Genomic DNA, 20,316 nt, shown 5'->3' on the forward strand with positions numbered 1-20,316 from the left:
CTCCCGCCGTGCGGCGTGACGGACGACACCGGCGGGTTGTCCGGATCGTGCCCTGATCGGCGCGCCGACGCACGGATTTAACAATGGAGAAACTGTCGAGAAACTGTTCCTCGGGAGCCTCTGTGGGGTAACAGCCCCGCAGAGGATGAGGACGCCGCAGATGAGTTTCAAGGCCGAGTACATCTGGATCGACGGCACCGCGCCGACCGCCAAGCTCCGCTCGAAGACCCGGGTGCTGGCCGACGGCGCGGAGCTGCCGCTGTGGGGCTTCGACGGTTCCAGCACCAACCAGGCGCTGGGCAACGCGTCGGACTGCGTGCTCAAGCCGGTGTTCACCTGCCAGGACCCGATCCGGGGCGGCGACAACGTGCTGGTGCTGTGCGAGGTGCTCGACACCGCCATGGCCCCGCACCCGACGAACACCCGGGCGCTGCTCACGCCGGTCGCCGACCAGTTCGCCGACCAGGAGCCGATCTTCGGCATCGAGCAGGAGTACACGTTCTTCGCGGACAACCGGCCGCTCGGCTTCCCGGTCGGCGGCTTCCCCGCCCCGCAGGGCGGCTACTACTGCGGCGTCGGCTCCGATGAGATCTTCGGCCGGGCCATCGTCGAGAAGCACCTCGACCACTGTCTCGCGGCGGGACTGGCGATCTGCGGCATCAACGCCGAGGTCATGCCCGGCCAGTGGGAGTTCCAGATCGGCCCCGTCGACGCGGTCACGGCATCCGACCACCTGTGGATCGCCCGCTGGCTGCTGTACCGCACCGCGGAAGACTTCGGCGTCGCCGCGACCCTGGACCCGAAGCCGGTCCGGGGCGACTGGAACGGCGCGGGCGCGCACACGAACTTCTCGACCAGGGCCATGCGCGAGGGGTACGAGCCGATCATCACCGCCTGCGAGGCGCTGGGCGAGAACGTCCTCGAGCACGTCCACAACTACGGCGCGGGCATCGAGGGCCGGCTCACCGGGCAGCACGAGACCGCGCCGTGGAACGTGTTCAGCTACGGGGCGTCCGACCGGGGCGCCTCGGTGCGGATCCCGTGGCAGGTCGAGGTGGAGCAGAAGGGCTACATCGAGGACCGGCGGCCGAACGCCAACTGTGACCCGTACGTCGTCACGCGGCTGGTCGTGAACACGTGCTGCTCGGCGCTGGAGAAGGCCGGCCAGGCCTGACCCCTCCGGGGTGCGTGCAAGTTCGCGCACGTAGGTGGCGATCTTCGGTGGGCCTGATGCAAGCTCGGTCAGGTCCACCGTCTTCCCACCGAGGAGGCAACCATGGCACTCAGATTGCTCGGCAAGGACCCGGAAAGCCAGGACGGCGACTCACCGACCCTCTACTACGACGAGGAACGCGACACCTACCTGTTCCAATCCTGGAAGGTGACGGATCCGGGCCGGCTGGCGCAGCTTAGCCTCCCCGACCACGAGACCGTGATCGAGTTTCCGAAGCGCATGATGCGGTTCTTTCCAGAGGTGACGGGTGGCGAGTAACAAGACGCTCTTCGAGGATCTGTTCCGCGCGGCACGACGGTCGGCGGTGCACCTGGAGATGCGGGACGGTTACATGCTCGACGACGAATACGCCGCCTGGCTGCGGGGTGACCACACCTTTGAGTCCGACGAGGGCAACTGGTGGTTCTCCCTCGTCAAGGAATCGGTCGCGCGTGGCGTCGAGATCCGTCGTGCCCGGGTCGTGTCGGAGCCGATCAGTTCCTACGTCCGATTCGAATACGAGCTGACCGGCGGGCACAACGCCAAGGCGGGGGAGCGGGTTCGATGGTTGCCGCGCCGCCAGGCGACAGGCCTCGCGTTGCCCGGCAATGACTTCTGGCTGTTCGACGGGGAGACCTTGTTGATCAACCACTTCGCGGGGAACGGTGACGCGACGGAAAAGGAGATCGTGACCGATCCTGCGGTGATCGTGCTGTGCCGCTCCGCGTTCGAGGCGGTCTGGGAGTTGGCGGTCCCGCACGAGGACTACCAGCCAAGCTAGTGGCGTCGTCAGAATGGGCTACGTGACGTCGTCCTCCAGCGTTCGTGAAGCCCGGCGCGCTCTGGGCCTGCGCCTGCGCAAGATCCGGCAGGATTCGGGCCTCACAGCGCGAGCGTTGGCCGAGCGCGCCGGCTGGCACGAGTCCAAGTGCTCCAGACTGGAGCACGGTCGGACCCCGCCTTCCGACGAGGACATCCGCGTGTGGACGCTGCATTGCGCGGCGGAGGGCCAGACTGCGGACCTGATCGCGACAGCACACAGCGTCGAGGGTATGTATGTCGAGTGGCGAAGGCTGGAGCGCACCGGGCTGAAGCAGCTCAACGCGGCGCTCCAGCCGCTCATGGAAGCGCACGCGGCGCTTCCGGTCCTATTCTTCGTGGCTCGTTCCCGGGCTGTTCCAGACCCGCGCCTACACGACAGCTCTGTTGTCCTCGGTCCGAGACTGGCGATCCCTCCCGGACGACGTGGCAGCTGCTGTTCAGGTCCGGATGGACCGGCAGCGGATCGTGCGCGAAGGTGTGCGCACATTCGCGCTGGTGGTCGAGGAGAGCGTATTGCGCTATCGCATCGGTGGGTCCGAGACGATGGGCGACCAGCTTCGGCACCTCCGATCCCTGGCGACGCTGCCGGGCGTGAGCCTCGGAGTCATCCCGCATGCTGTCGATCGCACAGCATTGCGGCCGGTTGAGAGCTTCTGGATCTACGACGAGGCGCAGGTCGGCGTGGAGCTGGTTTCGGCCTTCCTGACAATCACACAGCCGCGCGAGATTTCGCTTTATGCCCAGACCTTCGGAATGCTGTCCGACCAGGCTGTATACGGGGCCGATGCGCGGGCGCTGATCGCCTCCGCGCTCGACAGCCTCGGTTAGTCGCGTGCACATCCGTGCACGCGCATAGCGTGTGCGGACCGTTCTTCTCTACCGTTTTCTGTGCGGGCCACCCCATCCGGTTGGGTAGGCCGGTACTTCCCGCCGACAGCCCCTGCGCCGAACTGGTCGACAAACGCACAGGCACCGGCTGAGGTGGCCCGCATCCCACGGTCACCACGAAAGGCGGAGCCATGCCCACGACCCCACAGATCACTGACGCTGACGAGGCGCACGCGGTCCTGCGGATCCACCAGGAGGACGACGACGGACACTGCGCGGCGTGCCTGCTCGACGGGGTGGCGGTCCGCTGTCCGTGTTACGCCAGGATCGAGGCGGTCCGCTACCTGGACCGGGCGGGACTCCTGCCGTGCTGAGGTGTACCGACCCGCGCTGCCTGACCGGTGAGCTGTCGCTGGGCAGGTTCACCGCGCGGGAGGTGGAGAACTTCACCCCGCTGGCCAAGGCGCGGGTCCGGCCGGTGCCGTGCGCGAGCTTCCCCGGGCTGTTCCACACGAAGCGCCGGGTGGGTGTGACCGGCACGCATCACGATGGTGACGGGTCCCGCTGACGCTGTCGGGTCGGGCCCCACCGTAACCGTCCGATGATCTTGATCTTGGGTGAGTTGTCTCGCTATCGCCGGTGCCGGGCGGGTCGGGCCACTAAAGTCTGACCATGGCACCGACGTATGAGGACATTCGCTCCGCTCCCAAGGCACTGCTCCACGACCACCTCGATGGCGGCCTGCGTCCCGCGACGATCATCGAGCTGGCCGGAGCCATCGGGCACCAGCTTCCGGCGGCCGAGCCCGCCGAGCTCGGTCGTTGGTTCGTCGACGCGGCGAACTCCGGGTCCCTGGTCCGCTACCTGGAGACCTTCGACCACACTGTGGCCGTCATGCAGACCGCCGACTCGCTGCGCCGGGTCGCGCGCGAGTGCGCGGAGGACCTGGCCGACGACGGCGTCGTGTACGCGGAGGTCCGCTACGCCCCCGAACAGCACGTTTCCCAGGGCCTGTCCCTGAACGAGGTCGTCGAGGCCGTGTTGGAGGGCTTCCGGGAGGGCACCGCCAACGCGGCTGCCGCAGGGAAACAGATCCGGGTCGGCACCCTGCTGACGGCGATGCGGCACGCCGCGCGGTCGATGGAGATCGCCGAGCTGGCCGTGCAGTACCGCGACTCGGGGGTCGTCGGGTTCGACATCGCCGGGGCCGAGGCCGGCTTCCCGCCCACCCGGCACCTGGACGCGTTCGAGTACCTCCAGCGGGAGAACGCGCACTTCACCATCCACGCCGGCGAGGCGTTCGGGCTGCCGAGCATCTGGGAGGCGATCCAGTGGTGCGGGGCCGACCGGCTCGGGCACGGGGTGCGGATCGTCGACGACATCGCCGAGGGGCGGCTCGGCCGGCTCGCGTCCTACGTCCGGGACAAGCGCATCCCGTTGGAGCTGTGCCCGTCGTCGAACCTGCAGACGGGCATCGCCGACACGATCAAGGACCACCCGATCGGGATGCTGCACGACCTGCGCTTCCGGGTCACGGTCAACACCGACAACCGGTTGATGAGTGGTACGAGCATGTCCCGCGAGATGAGCCTGCTGGTCGACGCGTTCGGCTACGGCTGGGCCGACCTGCAGTGGTTCACGGTCAACGCGATGAAGAGTTCGTTCATCCCGTTCGACGAGCGGCTGGTCCTGATCAACGAGGTCATCAAGCCGGCGTACGCCAAGCTGATCTCCGGCTGACCCTGGCGCACGGGGATCTCCGGCTGGCCGGGGCGGTTGGGCTCGGCTGGCCGGTGGTCGCTTTCGGGGCGGCGCCTGGCGGCGCCACCCCGAAAGCCCCGCATCAGGCCGCGTCGAAAGCCACGCCTCAGGCCGCGTCCCGGGCCCGAGCCCGCAGCGCCCGCACCACGTCGTCGCGCCCCTCGATCAGGATCCGGCGCAGAGCCGGCGCCGGGTCGTGCTCGGTGAGGAACGCGTCCGTCTTGTCGATGGTCGACTGTTCGATCCACAGCCGCGGGTACAGCCCGTTGACGAGCGTCCGGGAGATCTCCGCGGCCCGGTCGGCCCACACGGCCGGCAGCGCCTCGAAGTACCGGTCGACGTAGCCGCTGAGCAGGTCGCGCTGCCCGGCCTGCATGAACCCGCCGCCGCTGGAGCCCCGGGTGCCGACGACGGCCTCCTGGGTCCCGTTCGGCAGGTCCGACCGGTCGATCACGGAGGCCCACGCCTCGGCCTTGGTCTCGGGGTCGGGCAGGGCCGCGAGCGCGCCGGCCGCGTACTGCAGGCCCGCCGTCGTGCCGTCCGACACCAGCTCGGCCTCGATCTCGGCCCGGCCGACCCGCCCGGCGCGGGCGAGCGTGGACAGCAGTGCCCAGCGCAGGTCGGTGTCGATCGCCAGTCCGGGGACGACCGCCGAGCCGTCGAGCACAGCGGCCACGTGGTCGAGGTCCGTGTCGCGCTCGGCGACCCGGGCGTAGAGCCGGGCCCAGGCGAGCTGGTGGTCGCTGCCGGGCTGGGCGGCCGTCATGTGCTCGTAGGCCGCGTCGGCGACGATGCCGGCCGGGGCGTCGGTGGTCACGTACCGCTCCAGGGAGGTGACCAGGGACCGGAGCAGCTGCTCGACCACGCCGATGTCGGTCTCCCGGCCGATCCCGTTGAGGACGAGCCGGATGTAGTCGCGGGCGGCCAGCTCGCCGCTGCGGACCATGTCCCAGGTCGCCGTCCAGCACAGGGCGCGCGGCAGGGACTCGGCGAACTCGCCGATCCCCGTGATCAGGGTGTCCAGGGAGCGCTCGTCGAACCGGATCTTCGCGTAGGTCAGGTCGTCGTCGTTGAGCAGCACCAGGTCGGGCTGGGGCTGGCCGACCAGGTCCGGCACCTCGGTGACCGGGCCGGTGACGTCCAGCTCGATCCGGTGGGTGCGGCTGAGGCCGAGCGGGCCGCGCTCGTACAGGCCGATGGCGATCCGGTGCGACCGCAGCGTCGGGTACTCCTCGGCCGCCTCCTGCTCGATGACGAAGGTGTCGAAGAGCCCGTCCGGGGACACCGTGAACCGGGGCCGCAGCGTGTTCGGGCCGGAGGTCTGCAGCCACTCGGCCGACCAGGTGGACAGATCCCGGCCGGACGTCTTCTCCAGCGCCTCCAGCAGGTCCGTCAGGGTGGTGTTGCCCCAGGCGTGCCGGGCGAAGTAGTGCCGGATGCCGGCGAAGAACTGGTCGCTGCCCACCCAGGCGGCGAGCTGCTTGAGGACGGCGGCGCCCTTCGCGTACGTGATGCCGTCGAAGTTGGTCAGCAGGTCCATCAGGTCGCGGATGTCGGCGACGATCGGGTGCGTCGACGGGAGCTGGTCCTGGATCAGGGCCCAGGACTTGTCGTCGTTGGCGAAGGTCGTCCACGCGCCCGGCCAGCGGGTGACCTCGGTGAGGGCCCGCACGGAGACGTAGGTGGCGAAGGACTCCTTGAGCCACAGGTCGTCCCACCAGCGCATCGTCACCAGGTCGCCGAACCACATGTGCGCGAGCTCGTGCAGGACGGTCTCGGCGCGCTGCTGGCGGCGGGTGTCGGTGACCTTGGAACGGAACACGTAGTTCTCGTTCAGGGTCACGCAGCCGACGTTCTCCATCGCCCCGATGTTGTACTCGGGCACGAAGATCTGGTCGTACTTCTCGAACGGGTACGGCTGGTCGAACATCCGGGTGAAGTAGTCGAAGCCCTGCTTGGTGACCTCGATGACCTCGTCGGCGTCGAGGTACTGGCCCATCGAGGCCCGGCACGCGACCGCGAGAGGGACGACCTGGCCGGAGGCGAGGGTGTGGCTGTCGCGCACCACGTGGTACTTCCCGGCCACCACGGCCGTGATGTACGTGGAGATCCGCGGCGTCGGCGCGAACGACCACACGCCGTCGACTGGCTCCGGGGTGGGGGAGTTCGAGAACACCTCCCAGTCGGCGGGCGCGGTGACCGTGAACGTGAACGTGCCCTTGAGGTCCGGCTGCTCGAAGGTGGTGAACACCCGGCGCGCGTCGGGGACCTCGAAGTGTGTGTAGACGTAGGCGTTGCCGTCGACCGGGTCGACCGTGCGGTGCAGGCCCTGGCCCGTGTTCGAGTACGCGCAGTCGGCGACGACCCGCAGCTCGTTGCTGGCCGCCAGGTCGGGGAGCAGGACACGGCTGTCGACGAAGTGGGTGGCCACGTCCAGGGACCGGCCATTGAGGATGATCTCGTGCACCCGGGGCGCCTCGAGGTCCGCGAAGGTCGACGCGCCGGGCTCGCGGGCGGAGAAGGTGATCACCGTGGTGGAGGTGAAGATCTCCGGGCCCTGGGTCAGGTCGAGCTGCACGTCGTAGGCGTCGACGCGGAGCAGGTCGCCCCGAACGCCCGCCTCGTCGCGGGAGAGGTTGAGTCCTGGCATGAACAAGACGGTAGCCGCTGCTTCATATCAGCGGGATACCGGTTATCGTTCGGTCTAATAGAAAGATTGTTCGGTTTAGAGGAGTGATTGTGGCGCACGACACTACACCGGCCGAGCTCGACCGGGTCTGCACGGCGGCGGCTGGCGCGGCAGCCGGGTTCGCGGCGCTCCCGCTCGCCGAGCGGGCGGAGCTGTTGCGGACAATCGCGGCGAAACTCCGCGAAAACGGGGTGGCGATCATCGCGGCCGCCGACGCGGAGAGCCACCTGGGCCTGCCCCGGCTGACCGGCGAGCTGGAGCGCACCTGCGTGCAGCTCGAACTGTTCGCCGCCGCCGTCGAGGCCGGCACCTTCCTCGAAGTGATCATCGACCACGCCGACCCGGCAGCCAAGCCCGCGCCGCGCCCCGACCTGCGCCGGATGCTCGTCCCGCTCGGCCCGGTCGCCGTGTTCGCGGCCAGCAACTTCCCGCTCGCGTTCTCCGTCGCCGGCGGCGACACCGCCTCGGCGCTCGCCGCCGGCTGCCCGGTCGTCGTCAAGGCCCACCCGGGACACCCGGAGACGTCACAGCTGGTCGCGGCGATCCTCGCCGAGGTGCTTCCCGACGGGGTGTTCGCGCTGGTCGAGGGCTTCACGGCCGGCCAGGCCCTCGTCGGTCACCCGGCGATCACCGCCGTCGGCTTCACCGGCTCCCTCGCCGGCGGCCAGGCCCTCCTCGACCTGGTCAACGCCCGGGAGACCCCGATCCCGTTCTACGGCGAACTCGGCGCGCTCAACCCGGCGATCGTCACCCCGGCCGCGCTCGCCGACCGGCGCGACGAGATCGTCACCGGCTTCGTCGGCTCCTTCACGATGGGATCCGGCCAGTTCTGCACCAAGCCCGGCCTGCTGTTCCTCCCCGCGGGCCACGGACTGGACGAGGCACTGGGGGCCGCGGCCGCCGCCGCCACCACCGGGCAGCTCCTCACCGAGAACATTCAGAAGGGGTACGAGCAGGGCCTCACCCGGTTCGCGTCGGCCCCCGGCGTGCGGAGCCTCGCCGGTCCCGCCCCGGCCCTGTTCGCCGTCGCGGCCGGGGACCTGCGGGGGGAGCTGCTCGACGAGTGCTTCGGCCCGGCGGCGCTGGTCGTGGAGTACCAGTCTCCGGAGGAGCTCTTCGCCACGGTCCGCGACCTGCCCGGCAGCCTGACGGCCACCGCGCACCTGGGCGGGTCCGACGAGCTGGCCCCGGCGCTGCTGCCGCTGCTGGCCGGCATCGCCGGCCGGGTGATCGTCAACGGCTGGCCGACCGGGGTCGCGGTGACCGCGGCGATGCAGCACGGGGGCCCGTGGCCGGCGGCGACGACGTCCCTGTACACGTCGGTGGGCGAGACGGCCGTGCGCCGGTTCCTCCGCCCGGTGGCCTTCCAGAACGTCCCCGACGCTCTCCTCCCGCCGGCGCTCCAGGAGTCCAACCCGCTGGACATCCCCCGCCGGGTCTCCTGACCCTTCCACCTTCCGGCCCCGGCCCTCCGGGGTTTCGGGGCCGGTGGGGTCGGGCGGGTTACAGTCCGGCGGTGGAGCTTTTGGTTGTCGTGTGCGCCGCCTCGCCCGCCGGGGGTGTCGGCGAGCTGGTCAGGGCCGCCCAGAACGACGGGTGGACCTGTCGGGTGCTGGCCACGCCCAGCGCGCTGCGCTTCCTCGACGTGCCGGCGATCGAGGAGCTGACGAAGGAACCGGTCCGGCACGCCTACCGGGACCCGGGTGAGCCGAAGACGACAGTGATCCCCGATGTCGCGATCGTCGCCCCGGCCACCTTCAACACGGTCAACAAGCTGGCCGCGGGGATCACCGACAACTACGCGCTCGGGGTGCTCGCCGAATGCGTCGGGCTCGGGGTGCCCACGGTGGTGGTGCCGTTCCTGAGCACGGTGCTCGCCGGCCGGCTGCCGTTCCGCGACGCCGTCGCCGGTCTGCGCGCCGAGGGGGTGACGGTCATCGTGGCCGAGCATCCGCACGGCGAGGGCGTCGGCGCGCCGTTCCCGTGGCGCGAGGCCCTGGCCGCGGCACCCCGCCCGTAGCGCCCTCGGCCAGGTCCGGGGCTGGAGCCTCGCATACAAGCCCCTCGCGTCAGCCCCGTCGCCAGCGCTGGTTGTCCTGCCCGTTCGGGTTGCAGTCCCACAGCTGCAACAGCGCCCCCGCCGCGGAGTTCCAGTCCTTCACGTCCACGCACCGCCCCGACACCGGATTCACCAACTGCCCGGCCCCGTTCAACGTGAAACCCTGCGCGGCGTTCCCGTTGCACCCCGTGATCTGGATCGGCGTGCCGTTGGCCGTCCCCGCCCCGGCGGCGTCCATGCACACCCCCATCGACCGCACGGTCCCGTCGGCCTCGAACGACCACTTCTGGTTCGCGCCGTCGTGGCAGCCCCACAACTGCAGCAGCTCGCCGTCGGACGGGGACCCTCCCGGGATGTCCAGGCACTTGCCGCCGTAGCCGATCAGGCGGGAACCCGTGCTGCCGGACGTCTGGACCCGGACGTAGTCGATCACCATCTGTTGGGGGTACGTCGAGCTGCCGTCCGGGTAGCCCGGCCAGTCCCCGCCGACCGCGACGTTGAGCAGTAGGTAGAAGGGGTGGTCGAACACCCACGTCTTCCCGGGGATCGCCGCCGGGGTGGTGCGGAAGTACTCCTGGCCGTCGAGCTTCCACACGATCAGGTTCGGGCTCCAGTCCACGCCGTAGCGGTGGAAGGTGTCGGCTAGCTTCTCGCCGTTCGGCAGGGTCCTCGAGCCGCCCTTGCCGCCGGCGCCGGAGTAGCCGGGGCCGTGCATGGTGCCGTACACGGTGGAGGGCTCCCGGCCGATGTTCTCCATGATGTCGATCTCGCCGTTGTCGGGCCACTGCGCGCCCTGGCCGAGCATCCAGAACGCCGGCCAGATCCCCTGCCCGCGCGGGATCCTGATGCTGGCCTCGAAGCTGCCGTAGGTCTGGCTGAACGTGCCGGCCGTGAGCAGCCGCGCGGACGTGTACCCGCCGTTGGCCTCCTTCCGGGCCGTGATCACCAGGTGGCCCTGGCCGTCGTGCGCGGCGTTGGCGGTGCTGTTCGTGTAGGTCTGCAGCTCGTGGTTGCCCCAGCCGCCGCCGCCGAGGTCGTACCGCCACTTCGAGGTGTCCGGCGCGGTGCCGGCCGGCCGGTCGAACTCGTCGCCCCAGGAGGCTGCGAGGGGAGCGCCGGTGACGGGCGCGGCCGGTCGCGTGGGGGAAGCCGAGGCCAGGGTGCCGGCGTTGCCGGTGGCCGGCGCGGCCAACACGGCGGCGAGCAGCACGCCGGCGGTACACATCAGACGCATTTTTCTGAACACGCTTCCTCCTGAGGGGATGGAGAAGATCGGTGTCGGTATGTCTATCCCGAGAGCGCTCTCTCGGCAAGGGGTGTGATCGATGACGGCACGAAAAAGGCCCCCTCCGCAGAGGGGGCCTTCCGTGGAGCCGCGCCTAGGAGGCCAGGCGCCACTCGCCGTTCTTCACGACCACGATCTTCAGGGCGTCGGCCTGGAGACCCGAGTGGTTCTCCGCCGTCATCTTGATCGGGCCGGTCATGCCGTCGAGCTGGATCGTCTCGAACGCGTCGCGCAGCTTCTCCGGGTCCGTGCTGCCCGTCTTCGTGACGGCGGCGGCGATCATCGAGACGGCGTCCGCGCCGAACGAGGCGAAGCCGGAGTAGTTGCCGTACGCCGTCGAGTAGTCCTTGAACCACGCCTTCTGGGCGGTGACCTGCGGGGTCGTCGCGACGGCGTCGTTGATCGCGAGGATGCCCGGGAACACCATGAAGGTGTTCTCCGCCGCGTCCTGCGCGCCCTTCACGAACAGCTCGGCACCGGCACCGGCGTCGAGGTACACGCCGCCGGAGAACTTGGCGGTGCTCAGCGCCTGGGCGATCAGGCCGGCGGCGGGCATGACGGCCCACGTGACGATCGCGTCCGGCTTCTTCTCGACGATCTTGCTGACCTGGACGGTCATGTCCTTGTCGTCCTGGTTGAACTCCTCAGCCGCGACGACCTGGATGCCCTTGGCCTGGGCCAGCTCGGTGACGTTCTTCTTGCCGTCCTGGCCGTAGACGTTCTTGACGCTGATCAGGCCGATCTTCGTGACGCCCTTGCGCTGCAACTCGTTGACGATCACGGTCGCGTCCTCGACCGGGTTCGGCGAGATCTTGAAGACGAACTTGCTCTCAGCGATGGGGTTGGTGATACCGCTGGCGGCGCCCAACGCGATGATGGGCACCTTCTTCGCCGCGGCCACGGGCTTCGCGGGGATGATGCAGTTGCTGCACCCACCGCCGATGATCGCCGCGACCTTCTCGTTGTCGATGAAGTAGTTGACGTTCTTCAGGCCCTCGGCCGGGTCCGTGCGGTTGTCGCGGATGACCAGGTTGATCTTCCTGCCGTTCACCCCGCCGGCCTTGTTGATCTGGTCAACCTTGAGCTTCAGTGCCTTCTCGTACGTGGTGCCGATCGAGGCGGTCGCGCCCGACAACTCCAGGCTCGCGCCGATCTTGATCTCGCCCGCCGGCGCCTTCTTGTCCTCCGCGGCGCAACCGGCCATGCCGGCAACGACCGCCAAGGACAGCAGTGCGACGAGAATGCGGGGTTTCCTCACGGGTGGTCCTCTCCGTTATCTCCCCAAGTCAGGTTCGCTCGGGATGCTATGGGCGTTATTCGAGTGGGGTCAAGACCACGTCACTCAGAGTTCACACCGTTTCGCCCAGGTACGCCGCGCGGACCCGGGCGTCCGTCCGCAGTTCATCCACCGGTCCTGACAGGACGACCCTGCCGCGATCCAGCAGGTAGCCCCGCTGAGCGACCTTGAACGCCGCGTGGGCGTTCTGTTCGACCAGGACAAGCGTGGAACCACGGCGGACCAGTTCACACAGGACTTCCGTGACCTCGGCGACAGCCTTGGGAGCCAGACCCAGGGACGGCTCGTCGAGGAGCACGACGCTGGGCCGGGCCATCAGCGCCCGCCCGATCGCCAGCAGCTGCTGCTCGCCGCCGGACAGGGTGCCGGCCTGCTGGTGGCGGCGCTCGGACAGCTTCGGGAACAGGTCGTACACCTCGGCGCTGGTCTCGGCGCGCTCGGCCCGGCTGCGGTGGTACCCGCCGAGTCTGAGGTTGTCGGCGACACTCAGCCCGGCGAACACCCGGCGGCCCTCGGGGACCAGCACGAGCCCGTCGCGGGACCGCCGCTCGGCGGCTCGGGACGTGACGTCCCTGCCCTCCCAGGTCACGGTGCCCCGCCACGGCCGGATCAGGCCGGCGACACTCTTGAGCAGCGTCGTCTTGCCCGCGCCGTTGGAGCCGATCAGCGTGACCGCCTCGCCCCTGGCCACGGTCAGGTCGACCCCGTGCAGCGCCTCGATCCGGTCGTAGCCGGCGACCAGGCCCTGTACCTCGAGGACCGTCACTCTTCTTCTCCCAGGTAGGCGGCCCGGACCAGCGGGTCGGCCGCGACAGCCGTCGGCGTGCCGTCGGCGAGCAGCGCGCCCCGGTCGAGCACCAGCACCCGGTGGCTGACGCTCATCACGCTCGCCACGTCGTGCTCGACCAGGATCACGGTCACCCCGTCGGCGGCCAGCTTGGCGCACAGCTCGGTCAGGTCGGAACTCTCGGAGCGCGACAGGCCGGCGAGCGGCTCGTCGAGCAGCAGGAGCTGGGGCCGGGCGGCCAGGGCCCTGGCGATCTCCACCCGGCGCTGCAGGCCGTAGGGGAGGCTCGCGGCGTTGGTGTCGGCGTACCCGGACAGGCCCACCCGCTCCAGCAGCTCGGCGGCGAAGTCCGCCTGGGCGCGCCGGGCCCGCCGGCCGGCCGGCAACCCGACCAGCCCGGCGACGGCCACACCCCAGTGCCCGACGAGCTGGGGGACCAGCACGTTCTCGGCCACGGTCAGCGAGCCGAAGAGCTGCAGGTTCTGGAAGGTGCGGGACACGCCGAGCCGGGCCACCTTGTCCGCCGGGTACCTGCCAATGCTTTGTCCGTTGAGGCGAAGGGTTCCAGACGTTGGTCGACCAACGCCGGAAAGTACGTTGAGGAGCGTCGTCTTGCCGGCGCCGTTCGGGCCGATCAGCCCGACCACCCCGCCGGAGTCGTGCCGCAGAGTCACCCCGTCGACGGCCGTGACCCCGCCGAACCGCACGGTCAGGGCGTCGAGTTCCAGTGTCGCCGTCGTCATGTCCGCGCCGTCCTCAGCCGTCGCCACAGGGAGGTCAACCCGCCGGCGATGCCGTTGGGCAGGAACACGAGCACCACGATCAGGGCGAGGCCGTAGACCACGATCTCGTAGCTGCCGCGCGCGTTGGGCAGCACCAGGGGGATGTACAGCTTCGACATCTCCGAGAGGGTGGTGACCGCGAACGCGCCCAGCAGCGGGCCCCACACCGTGCGCAGTCCGCCGACCGTCGCGAAGATCAGCAGGTACACGGAGTTGAGGATGTGCAGCATGCCCGGGTCGACGGCGAGCTGCCAGTGCGCGTGCAGCGCCCCCGCCAGCCCGGCCAGGCCCCCGGCCAGGGTGAACGCCCACCGGCGCAGCGCGGAGATCGAGATCCCGCTCGCGGCCGTGGCGATCGGGCTGTCGCCCAGCGCCGTCAGGGCCCGGCCGATGTCGGAGCGCAGCAGCGCGTCGACGGCCAGGACCGCGAGGAAGAGGATGCCGGCGATGAAGTACCACATGGTGACGTTGTCGGAGAGGTCCAGCCCGAACGGGCGCATCGGCGGCAGACTGTTGATCCCGCCGTTCCCCCCGGTGACCTCCAGCTGGTTGAGCAGGAAGCCGAGCGCGAGGCCGAACGCCAGGGTGGCCAGCGCCAGGTAGTGGCCCTGGGTGCGGAAGATGAACAGGCCGACGAGCCACGCGACCAGCGCGCCGAGGGCGACGCCGGCCAGGACCGAGAACAACACGCCCATGTGGTACTTCGTGGTCAGCAGCGCCGAGGTGTACGCCCCGATCCCGTAGAACGCCGCCTGGCCCATCGACACCTGCCCGGCCCGGCCGGTGAGCGGCACGAGCCCGAGCGCGGCCAGCCCGAACAGCGCGATGAAGATCGCGGCGCTCATCGTGTAGAACGGCACCCGGGTGAACACGGCGGGCACGGCCAGCAGAATCCCGGCGAAAGCCGCGAATCCCAGAATCCGGTTCCTCATACCTTCACCACCGTCGCGCGGCGCAGCAGGCCGGTCGGCCGGAACAGGAGGACGGCCAGCAGCAACCCGAACCCGATCGTGTCCTTGTACGTGCTCCCGATGTACCCGGCGATCATCGCCTCGGCCAGCCCGAACAGCAGCCCGCCGGCCACGGCGCCGGACGGCGAGCTCAGCCCGCCGAGCACCGCCGCGGCGAAGCCCTTGAGCCCGAGCGGCACCCCGACCATCGCGTCGAACTGCTGCAACGGGGTCAGCACGATCCCGCCCAGCGCGCCGAGCGCCGCGGCCAGCACGAACGCGAGCAGCGCCATCCGCCTGGGCGAGACGCCCATCAGCTGGACGGTCTCCCGGTCCATCGATGTGGCCCGCATCGCGGTGCCCATCGTCGTGCGGGTCAGGAACAGCCACATCGACAGGACGGCGACGGCGGTGGTCCCGGCACACCAGAGGTACTGCGAGTCGAGCAGCGCCCCGAACACCGACACCGTCCGGTTCGAGCTGAACCGGGCCGTCACGTGCGGGTCGGGCCCGAACGCCAGCAGCGCCGCGCCCTGCACCGTGATCGACGCGCCGATGGTGAGGATGATCAGCCGGTCGTGGGTCGCCTTGCGCGCCGGGGCGATGACCAGCAGGTTGATCAGCGCGCCGACGGCGGTGGTGACCCCGAGGGCGATCAACGCGGCCTCGACGGTGCCCATGTGTTCGGTGAGAACCGCGAACAGCACCCCGCCGAGCATCACGAAATCGCCCTGCGCGAAATTGATGACCCCGGTGACCTGGTAGACGAGCGCGATACCGAGTCCTACCATCGCGTAGGTGGTTCCGGTCGCGAGTCCAATAAGGGCGTAATTAAGAAATTGTGCCATTTGTCCCACCGGGAGAAAGATCACCAAACCTCGGCCATCCTGTCGGCACACCTCCCCGCCAGTCAAGGGAACGCCCAAATAGCGCCATCCTCGCCTGTTCTCCACTCACTGACTGTCGGCAAACGGACACGTTGTGCGATCGATCGGGCCAATGATGATGGGGAATAGACGCACAGGCCGGCAAAGTGGACCGAGGGCCCCTTTCTCTTTGCCACAGACCGTGATGGAATCTCGGGGGCTCGACAATCGTGAAGACGTGAAGAAGAGTCGAGTACGTCGAGCACCGCGTCGGGAGGACGTCTGTTGTGAGCACGCCGACCACCAAGGCGACGGTCTCCGCGCCCCGTCGTGGCCGTTTTCCCCGGCTTCGCGACTTTCGGGTGCGTTCCAAGCTCGGGTTGATCCTCGCCGTCCCGATCACGGCGATCATCACCCTTTCGGCGATCAGCCTCGTCGACGCGAGTCAGCGCGAGGGTGTCGCTGACAACGTCAACTCGCTCGCCCGGCTGAGCGGCAACGCGTCCGATCTCGTCCACCACCTGCAGAGCGAGCGCACCGCCGCCGTGAACCTGCTCGCGGGTCTCAGCGACGTGCCCTCCTACGTCGCCCAGCACAACGGCACCGACGTCGCCGTGAACGACTACAAGAACGTGCGCAACTCCCTCACCGGCGTCGGCGCGGCCGTCGACGGCAAGCTCAAGCCGATCGACGACAGCCTCGGCCGCCTCAAGGACCTGCGGCAGGAGGTGGCCCCGCCTCCGAAGGAGACCGCCGGCAAGAGCATCGACCGGATCTCCCTCGGCGCGGCCGTCTTCCGGTACGACGTGCTGATCGACAACCTCCTCGGCTTCCGCGACACGGTGTGGCAGACGAGCGACGACCCGGGCGTGACCGACGAGGTCCGCGCTTCGGCGGCGTTCTCCCGCGCGAAGGAGTACGCGGCCCAGGAGCAGACGGTCGTCCTCGGTTTCGGGACGAAGGCCTCGCCGGCCCAGTTCCGGGCGTACCAGATCGCGACCGCCGGCCAGCAGGAGGCGCTCCGCGAGTTCTACAACGCCGCGACCCCCAGCCAACGCATGGTCGTCGAGACCCTGGTCCGGGGCCCCGCTGTGCAGGACGTCGAGCGGATGGAATCGCAGATCAACGAGGCGATGTCCGTCAGTGACCGCCCCGTCGCCCCTGGTGACTGGGTCCGCGCCACGGTCGGCAAGCTCGAACAGATGCGCGCCGCCGAGTCCCAACTCGACGACCTCGCCGCCGCCAGCGCCACCGACGCCCTCAACACCGTGCGCCGCCAGGTGATCACCGAGTCGGCCCTGGTCCTCGCGACCCTGCTGCTCGCCGTCGTGCTCACCCTCGTCGTCGCCCGGTCCATGGTCCGCTCGCTGCGCCAACTCCGTGAGGCCGCGATCGGCGTGGCGTACGAGGGCCTGCCCAAGGCCGTCGCCCGACTCCGGGACCCCGAGGTCGCCGGCGAGGCCAACCCGGAGACGATCGCCGCCCAGCTCGACGACCCGCTGCCTGTGCGCGGCCGCGACGAGTTCGGCCAGGTCGCCCAGGCCTTCAACGTGGTCCACCGCGAGGCCGTCCGCATCGCCGCCGAGCAGGCCGTGCTCCGCGCGAACGTCTCCACGATGTTCGTCAACCTGGCCCGCCGGTCCCAGATCCTGGTCGACCGGCTGATCGGCCACCTCGACCGCCTGGAGAAGGGCGAGGAGGACCCGGACCGGCTGGCAGCGCTCTTCCAGCTCGACCACCTGGCCACCCGAATGCGCCGGAACGACGAGAACCTGCTCGTCCTCGCCGGCGCCGACTCCACGCGTATCCAGCGCGACCCGGCCCCGCTGGGCGACGTGCTCCGCGCCGCCCAGTCCGAGGTCGAGCACTACACCCGGATCGAGTTCGGCGTCATCGAGCGCGACATCGAGATCGCGCCGCACGCCGTCAACGACCTCGTGCACCTCGTCGCCGAGCTGTTCGACAACGCCACGGCGTTCTCGCCGCCGGACACCGCCGTCGTCGTGGACGCCCGGCGGGTCGGGGAGCGGGCCATCCTCCAGGTCGAGGACCGGGGCATCGGCATCTCCGCCGAGCAGCTCGCGTCCCTCAACGACCGGCTGGCCAACCCGCCCATGGTCGACGTCGCCGTGTCCCGGATGATGGGCCTCGTCGTGGTCGCCCGGCTGGGCAACCGGCACGCCGTCCGGGTCGAGCTCCAGCCGGCCAGGGAGCGGGGCATCATCGCCCAGGTCCTGCTGCCCGCGGAGGTGCTCGCCGGCGGGCGCGGGAACACCCGCAACACCCAGTCGGCGCTGCCCCCGACCGCCGCGCCGCTCGCCCTGGACAGCGCGCCGGCCCGGGCCAACACCGGGTCCATGTTCGCCACCAACGCGGCCCCCGCGCCCACGCCCGGAGCCAACGGCACCCCGGTCAACGGCGCGACCATCGCCGCGGCCCTCGCCGGCGGGCGCACCGAGCTGCCCGGGCGCGACACCGGCGGCTTCGCGACCACCCCGCCGCCGTCGGGTCCGCCGCAGGGCGGGGCCGCGCGTCCCGTCCCGGCCTGGCACGACCTGACCGGCGCCGGCCCGGCCATCGAGGACCGCCCGGCGGCCGCCCCGGTACCGGCACCGGCCGGTGAGATCGACCAGACCACCGGCCGGCTCCCGGTCCGCCGACCCGGCGCGACCGTGGACGCGTCGGGGGAGTTCCCCGCCGTGCAGTCCCCGACCACCGCGCTGCCCACCGTGAGCCCGGCCGTCGGCGCGCTCGTGCCGGCCTCCCGGCCCGGCGTGCCGTCCGACGACATCGTCGAGGCGGAGATCGTCGAGGACGAGCCGGTCGCCAAGGGGATCCCGCGCCAGCTGCCGTCCTCGCCGGAGGTGCCGCCGCCCGCCGACCAGCCGACCGGGCTGCTCGGGCTCGTCGCGCCGCCGGTGCCCCCGACCGTCTCGCCGTACGCGCCGTCCGCCCCGCCCGGGCAGAACCGGCCCGACGTCACCTTCGAGATGCCGACCGTGGACCCGGCGGAGGCCCCGCCGACGTTCTCCGGCTTCGAGCCCAAGCCCGCCCAGGGCGACGTCCCGGCCGATCCGCCGCGGCAGGTCTCCGGGAGCACCGATTCCGCGGTGACCGGGATGCTGCCGACCGTGGCCGCGCCCGGCCCGCGCACCGGCGGCCACCCGGTAGTGCCGGCTCCCGACCAGGCGACCGGTGCGATGCCGGTCGTGCGGCCGGGACGGCACTCGGGGGCGTTCCCGACCGTGCCGGCTCCGACGGACGTTCCGGGAGCTTCGACGGGTACGGCCGCCAGGGCCGCCGAGCAGGCTCAGCCCGGCCAGGTTTCGTCCGGCTCGGCCCAGTCGGGTGCGGCTCAGGCCGGCCAGGCTCAGTCGGGGGCCGCCCAGAATGGGGCCGCTCAGACCGGCTCGGGTCCGGCCGCTTCGGGCCAGCCCGGATCGACTGATTCTCCGGGTGGGCCGGTTGTCGCCGGATTCTCCCCGGGTCAGAGCCAGTCCGGTTCCTTCCCGACCCAGGCCCAGCCCGGTACGGCCCCGGGTCAGGCCCAGTCCGGTTCGGCCCCGGGTCAGAGCCAGTCCGGATCGTTCCCGGCCCAGGGGCAGACTGGTTCCTTCCCGGCCCAGACTCCGGCCGGCGCTTCCGCGCAGCAGGGATCGACGCCGGCCGCCGAGACGTCGACCCAGGCCGCCGCGAGTTCCGCCCCGGCCGACACCGAGCCGCTGAAGGCCTCCGAGCCCACGACCGCCGGAGCCCAGGGCGTCACGGACACCGGTGCGCCGGCTGCCGCCACGCCGACTGCGGGATCCGACCCGGCCGCTCAGCCCCAGGCCGCCCCGGCCACTCCGGCCACCCCGGCTGACGCGCTCAGCGCCGCCCTGCCGGTCGAGGACGACGCCGAGGAACTCCTGATCTTCCGGGAGATGGAGTCGGCCTGGTTCACCACCGGCCATGACGTGCCTGAGCTGCACAGCGAGCCCGAACCGTGGTCGTTCGGGGCTGACACTCCGGGGGCCGAATCGACTCCGTCCGATGCTGAGGCGGTGACCTCGGGGCCGGATCCGGCTACGGTGGTCGCACCGCTATCAGTACAGGAGGCGCCCGTGGTTGCGGAGCACACCCCACCGCCGACCCGGATCAGCACGCCTGTGGAGACCTCGGCCCCGGTCCCGACCCCGGCTCCGCGCCGGGTCAGCCCCGCCCCGCCGCCGTCCGCCGACGAGCGGTGGCAGACCGCCGCCGACCGTGGCTGGCAGGCAGCGTCGGCAGCGTCCGCGCCGGCGACGGGCGGCACGACGGGTACAGGGCTCCCGCGCCGGGTCCCGATGGCGCAGCTCGTGCCCGGTGGCGTGGCCGCCGGGAGCAACGTCACGGACAAGCGGAACCCCGAGGCGGTCCGGGGCCTGCTCTCCGCGTACCACCGCGGCGTGCAGCGCGGGCGGCAGCGTCCCGGCGGCGAGGGCGACGCGCCCGCGCCCGGCGACGAGCCCGGCCAGCAGAAGACGACTACCCCTCAGCACACCCAGAACGGCCCAAGCAAGGAGCAGAAGGCATGACATCCCAGATGGGAATCCAGGATCTCAGTTGGCTCCTCGCGAGCTTCGCCGACCGGGTGCCCGGCGTGGCACACGCTGTGGCGGTGTCCGCGGACGGGCTGCTCCTCGCGGCCTCGCGGGACCTGCCCCGGGACCGCGCCGACCAGCTCGCGGCGATCGCCTCGGGTCTGGTCAGTCTGACCCAGGGAGCGGCCCGCTGCTTCGAGGGCGGAGCCGTTCTGCAGACGGTGGTAGAGATGGATAACGGGTTCCTGTTCCTGATGTCGATCTCGGACGGTTCGTCGTTCGCGGTCCTCGCGGCGCGTTCCTGCGACGTCGGTCAGGTCGGGTACGAGATGGCGCTGCTCGTGGACCGGGTCGGCGAGGCTCTCACGCCTCCGCCGCGCCCGACCGCGTCAGCACTGAACTGATGTCCGACGGA

General features: G+C 70.6%; 18 protein-coding genes and 1 pseudogene. 12 read left to right on the forward strand and 7 right to left on the reverse strand.

Features of this window, described 5'->3' with window-relative positions; translation table 11 throughout:
- The first annotated feature begins 160 nt into the window (after positions 1-160).
- The 8 genes and pseudogenes from glnII to IW245_RS32075 all read left to right on the forward strand — a co-directional run bounded on the left by glnII (position 161) and on the right by IW245_RS32075 (position 4,603).
- A complete protein-coding gene (gene glnII, locus IW245_RS32045) occupies positions 161-1,174 on the forward strand; it encodes a glutamine synthetase (protein ID WP_197006853.1) in 1,014 nt (337 codons plus the stop codon).
- Between the two features lie 102 nt (positions 1,175-1,276).
- Entirely contained in the window at positions 1,277-1,492 is a 216-nt protein-coding gene (locus IW245_RS32050; protein ID WP_197006854.1) for a hypothetical protein, read from the forward strand.
- On the forward strand, positions 1,482-1,994 hold the full coding sequence (locus IW245_RS32055) for a DUF6879 family protein (RefSeq protein ID WP_233472751.1): 513 nt from the start codon (positions 1,482-1,484) through the stop codon (positions 1,992-1,994). The genes IW245_RS32050 and IW245_RS32055 overlap by 11 nt, the downstream gene beginning before the upstream one ends.
- Before the next feature lie 13 nt (positions 1,995-2,007).
- Positions 2,008-2,142: pseudogene (locus IW245_RS41135) on the forward strand (helix-turn-helix domain-containing protein); the annotation flags it as partial.
- A gap of 244 nt (positions 2,143-2,386) precedes the next feature.
- Complete coding sequence (locus tag IW245_RS41140; protein WP_231400519.1) at positions 2,387-2,863, forward strand: DUF5753 domain-containing protein; 477 nt, start codon at positions 2,387-2,389, stop codon at positions 2,861-2,863.
- A gap of 191 nt (positions 2,864-3,054) precedes the next feature.
- On the forward strand, positions 3,055-3,237 hold the full coding sequence (locus tag IW245_RS32065) for a hypothetical protein (protein ID WP_197006855.1): 183 nt from the start codon (positions 3,055-3,057) through the stop codon (positions 3,235-3,237).
- Positions 3,231-3,431 (forward strand): hypothetical protein, encoded by a 201-nt coding sequence (locus IW245_RS32070; protein WP_197006856.1) that lies wholly within the window; start codon positions 3,231-3,233, stop codon positions 3,429-3,431. The genes IW245_RS32065 and IW245_RS32070 overlap by 7 nt, the downstream gene beginning before the upstream one ends.
- 104 nt (positions 3,432-3,535) lie before the next feature.
- Positions 3,536-4,603 (forward strand): adenosine deaminase, encoded by a 1,068-nt coding sequence (locus tag IW245_RS32075; RefSeq protein ID WP_197006857.1) that lies wholly within the window; start codon positions 3,536-3,538, stop codon positions 4,601-4,603.
- A 127-nt stretch (positions 4,604-4,730) separates the two neighbouring features.
- On the opposite strand, the gene pepN is transcribed toward IW245_RS32075, so the two are convergent.
- Positions 4,731-7,274 (reverse strand): aminopeptidase N, encoded by a 2,544-nt coding sequence (gene pepN, locus IW245_RS32080; RefSeq protein ID WP_197006858.1) that lies wholly within the window; start codon positions 7,272-7,274, stop codon positions 4,731-4,733.
- Positions 7,275-7,363: 89 nt separating this feature from the next.
- Here pepN and IW245_RS32085 point away from each other — a divergent pair, with 89 nt between their 5' ends.
- Entirely contained in the window at positions 7,364-8,758 is a 1,395-nt protein-coding gene (locus IW245_RS32085) for an aldehyde dehydrogenase (NADP(+)) (protein ID WP_197006859.1), read from the forward strand.
- A 71-nt stretch (positions 8,759-8,829) separates the two neighbouring features.
- Positions 8,830-9,333, forward strand: coding sequence for a flavoprotein (locus IW245_RS32090; protein WP_197006860.1), 504 nt, complete (start codon positions 8,830-8,832; stop codon positions 9,331-9,333).
- Positions 9,334-9,382: 49 nt separating this feature from the next.
- Here IW245_RS32090 and IW245_RS32095 read toward each other — a convergent pair whose 3' ends face one another.
- From IW245_RS32095 to IW245_RS32120, 6 genes are all read right to left on the reverse strand, one after another.
- Positions 9,383-10,597 (reverse strand): ricin-type beta-trefoil lectin domain protein, encoded by a 1,215-nt coding sequence (locus tag IW245_RS32095; protein ID WP_197006861.1) that lies wholly within the window; start codon positions 10,595-10,597, stop codon positions 9,383-9,385.
- 154 nt (positions 10,598-10,751) lie between these two features.
- Complete coding sequence (locus tag IW245_RS32100) at positions 10,752-11,915, reverse strand: ABC transporter substrate-binding protein (RefSeq protein WP_233472748.1); 1,164 nt, start codon at positions 11,913-11,915, stop codon at positions 10,752-10,754.
- 91 nt (positions 11,916-12,006) lie between these two features.
- On the reverse strand, positions 12,007-12,720 hold the full coding sequence (locus IW245_RS32105; protein ID WP_197006862.1) for an ABC transporter ATP-binding protein: 714 nt from the start codon (positions 12,718-12,720) through the stop codon (positions 12,007-12,009).
- On the reverse strand, positions 12,717-13,484 hold the full coding sequence (locus IW245_RS32110) for an ABC transporter ATP-binding protein (protein ID WP_197006863.1): 768 nt from the start codon (positions 13,482-13,484) through the stop codon (positions 12,717-12,719). The genes IW245_RS32105 and IW245_RS32110 overlap by 4 nt, the downstream gene beginning before the upstream one ends.
- Positions 13,481-14,455: a branched-chain amino acid ABC transporter permease gene (locus tag IW245_RS32115; RefSeq protein ID WP_197006864.1), complete on the reverse strand. Its 975-nt coding sequence runs from the start codon at positions 14,453-14,455 to the stop codon at positions 13,481-13,483. Before IW245_RS32115 ends, IW245_RS32110 begins: the two co-directional genes overlap by 4 nt.
- Positions 14,452-15,321: a branched-chain amino acid ABC transporter permease gene (locus IW245_RS32120; protein ID WP_197006865.1), complete on the reverse strand. Its 870-nt coding sequence runs from the start codon at positions 15,319-15,321 to the stop codon at positions 14,452-14,454. Before IW245_RS32120 ends, IW245_RS32115 begins: the two co-directional genes overlap by 4 nt.
- A gap of 305 nt (positions 15,322-15,626) precedes the next feature.
- On the opposite strand from IW245_RS32120, the gene IW245_RS32125 reads away from it, so the two are divergent.
- Together IW245_RS32125 and IW245_RS32130 are read left to right on the forward strand one after the other, a co-directional pair.
- The gene (locus IW245_RS32125; RefSeq protein ID WP_197006866.1) at positions 15,627-19,895 is read left to right on the forward strand and encodes a sensor histidine kinase; all 4,269 of its coding nucleotides are present in this window, start codon (positions 15,627-15,629) and stop codon (positions 19,893-19,895) included.
- Positions 19,892-20,305 carry a roadblock/LC7 domain-containing protein gene (locus IW245_RS32130; protein WP_197006867.1) on the forward strand — a complete coding sequence of 138 codons (414 nt, stop codon included), beginning with the start codon at positions 19,892-19,894 and terminating at the stop codon, positions 20,303-20,305. The genes IW245_RS32125 and IW245_RS32130 overlap by 4 nt, the downstream gene beginning before the upstream one ends.
- Positions 20,306-20,316: the final 11 nt, after the last annotated feature.

Source organism: Longispora fulva (assembly GCF_015751905.1).
In the GTDB taxonomy this organism is placed as follows: Bacteria; Actinomycetota; Actinomycetes; order Mycobacteriales; family Micromonosporaceae; genus Longispora; species Longispora fulva.

Bases quoted from the DNA above. Each gene is read 5' to 3' on its own strand.
- glnII (WP_197006853.1), top strand. From the start codon at position 161: ATGAGTTTCAAGGCCGAGTACATCTGGATCGACGGCACCGCGCCGACC.
- IW245_RS32050 (WP_197006854.1), top strand. From the start codon at position 1,277: ATGGCACTCAGATTGCTCGGCAAGGACCCGGAAAGCCAGGACGGCGAC.
- IW245_RS32065 (WP_197006855.1), top strand. From the start codon at position 3,055: ATGCCCACGACCCCACAGATCACTGACGCTGACGAGGCGCACGCGGTC.
- IW245_RS32075 (WP_197006857.1), top strand. From the start codon at position 3,536: ATGGCACCGACGTATGAGGACATTCGCTCCGCTCCCAAGGCACTGCTC.
- pepN (WP_197006858.1), bottom strand. From the start codon at position 7,274: ATGCCAGGACTCAACCTCTCCCGCGACGAGGCGGGCGTTCGGGGCGAC.
- IW245_RS32095 (WP_197006861.1), bottom strand. From the start codon at position 10,597: ATGTGTACCGCCGGCGTGCTGCTCGCCGCCGTGTTGGCCGCGCCGGCC.
- IW245_RS32110 (WP_197006863.1), bottom strand. From the start codon at position 13,484: ATGACGACGGCGACACTGGAACTCGACGCCCTGACCGTGCGGTTCGGC.
- IW245_RS32115 (WP_197006864.1), bottom strand. From the start codon at position 14,455: ATGAGGAACCGGATTCTGGGATTCGCGGCTTTCGCCGGGATTCTGCTG.
- IW245_RS32120 (WP_197006865.1), bottom strand. From the start codon at position 15,321: ATGGCACAATTTCTTAATTACGCCCTTATTGGACTCGCGACCGGAACC.
- IW245_RS32130 (WP_197006867.1), top strand. From the start codon at position 19,892: ATGACATCCCAGATGGGAATCCAGGATCTCAGTTGGCTCCTCGCGAGC.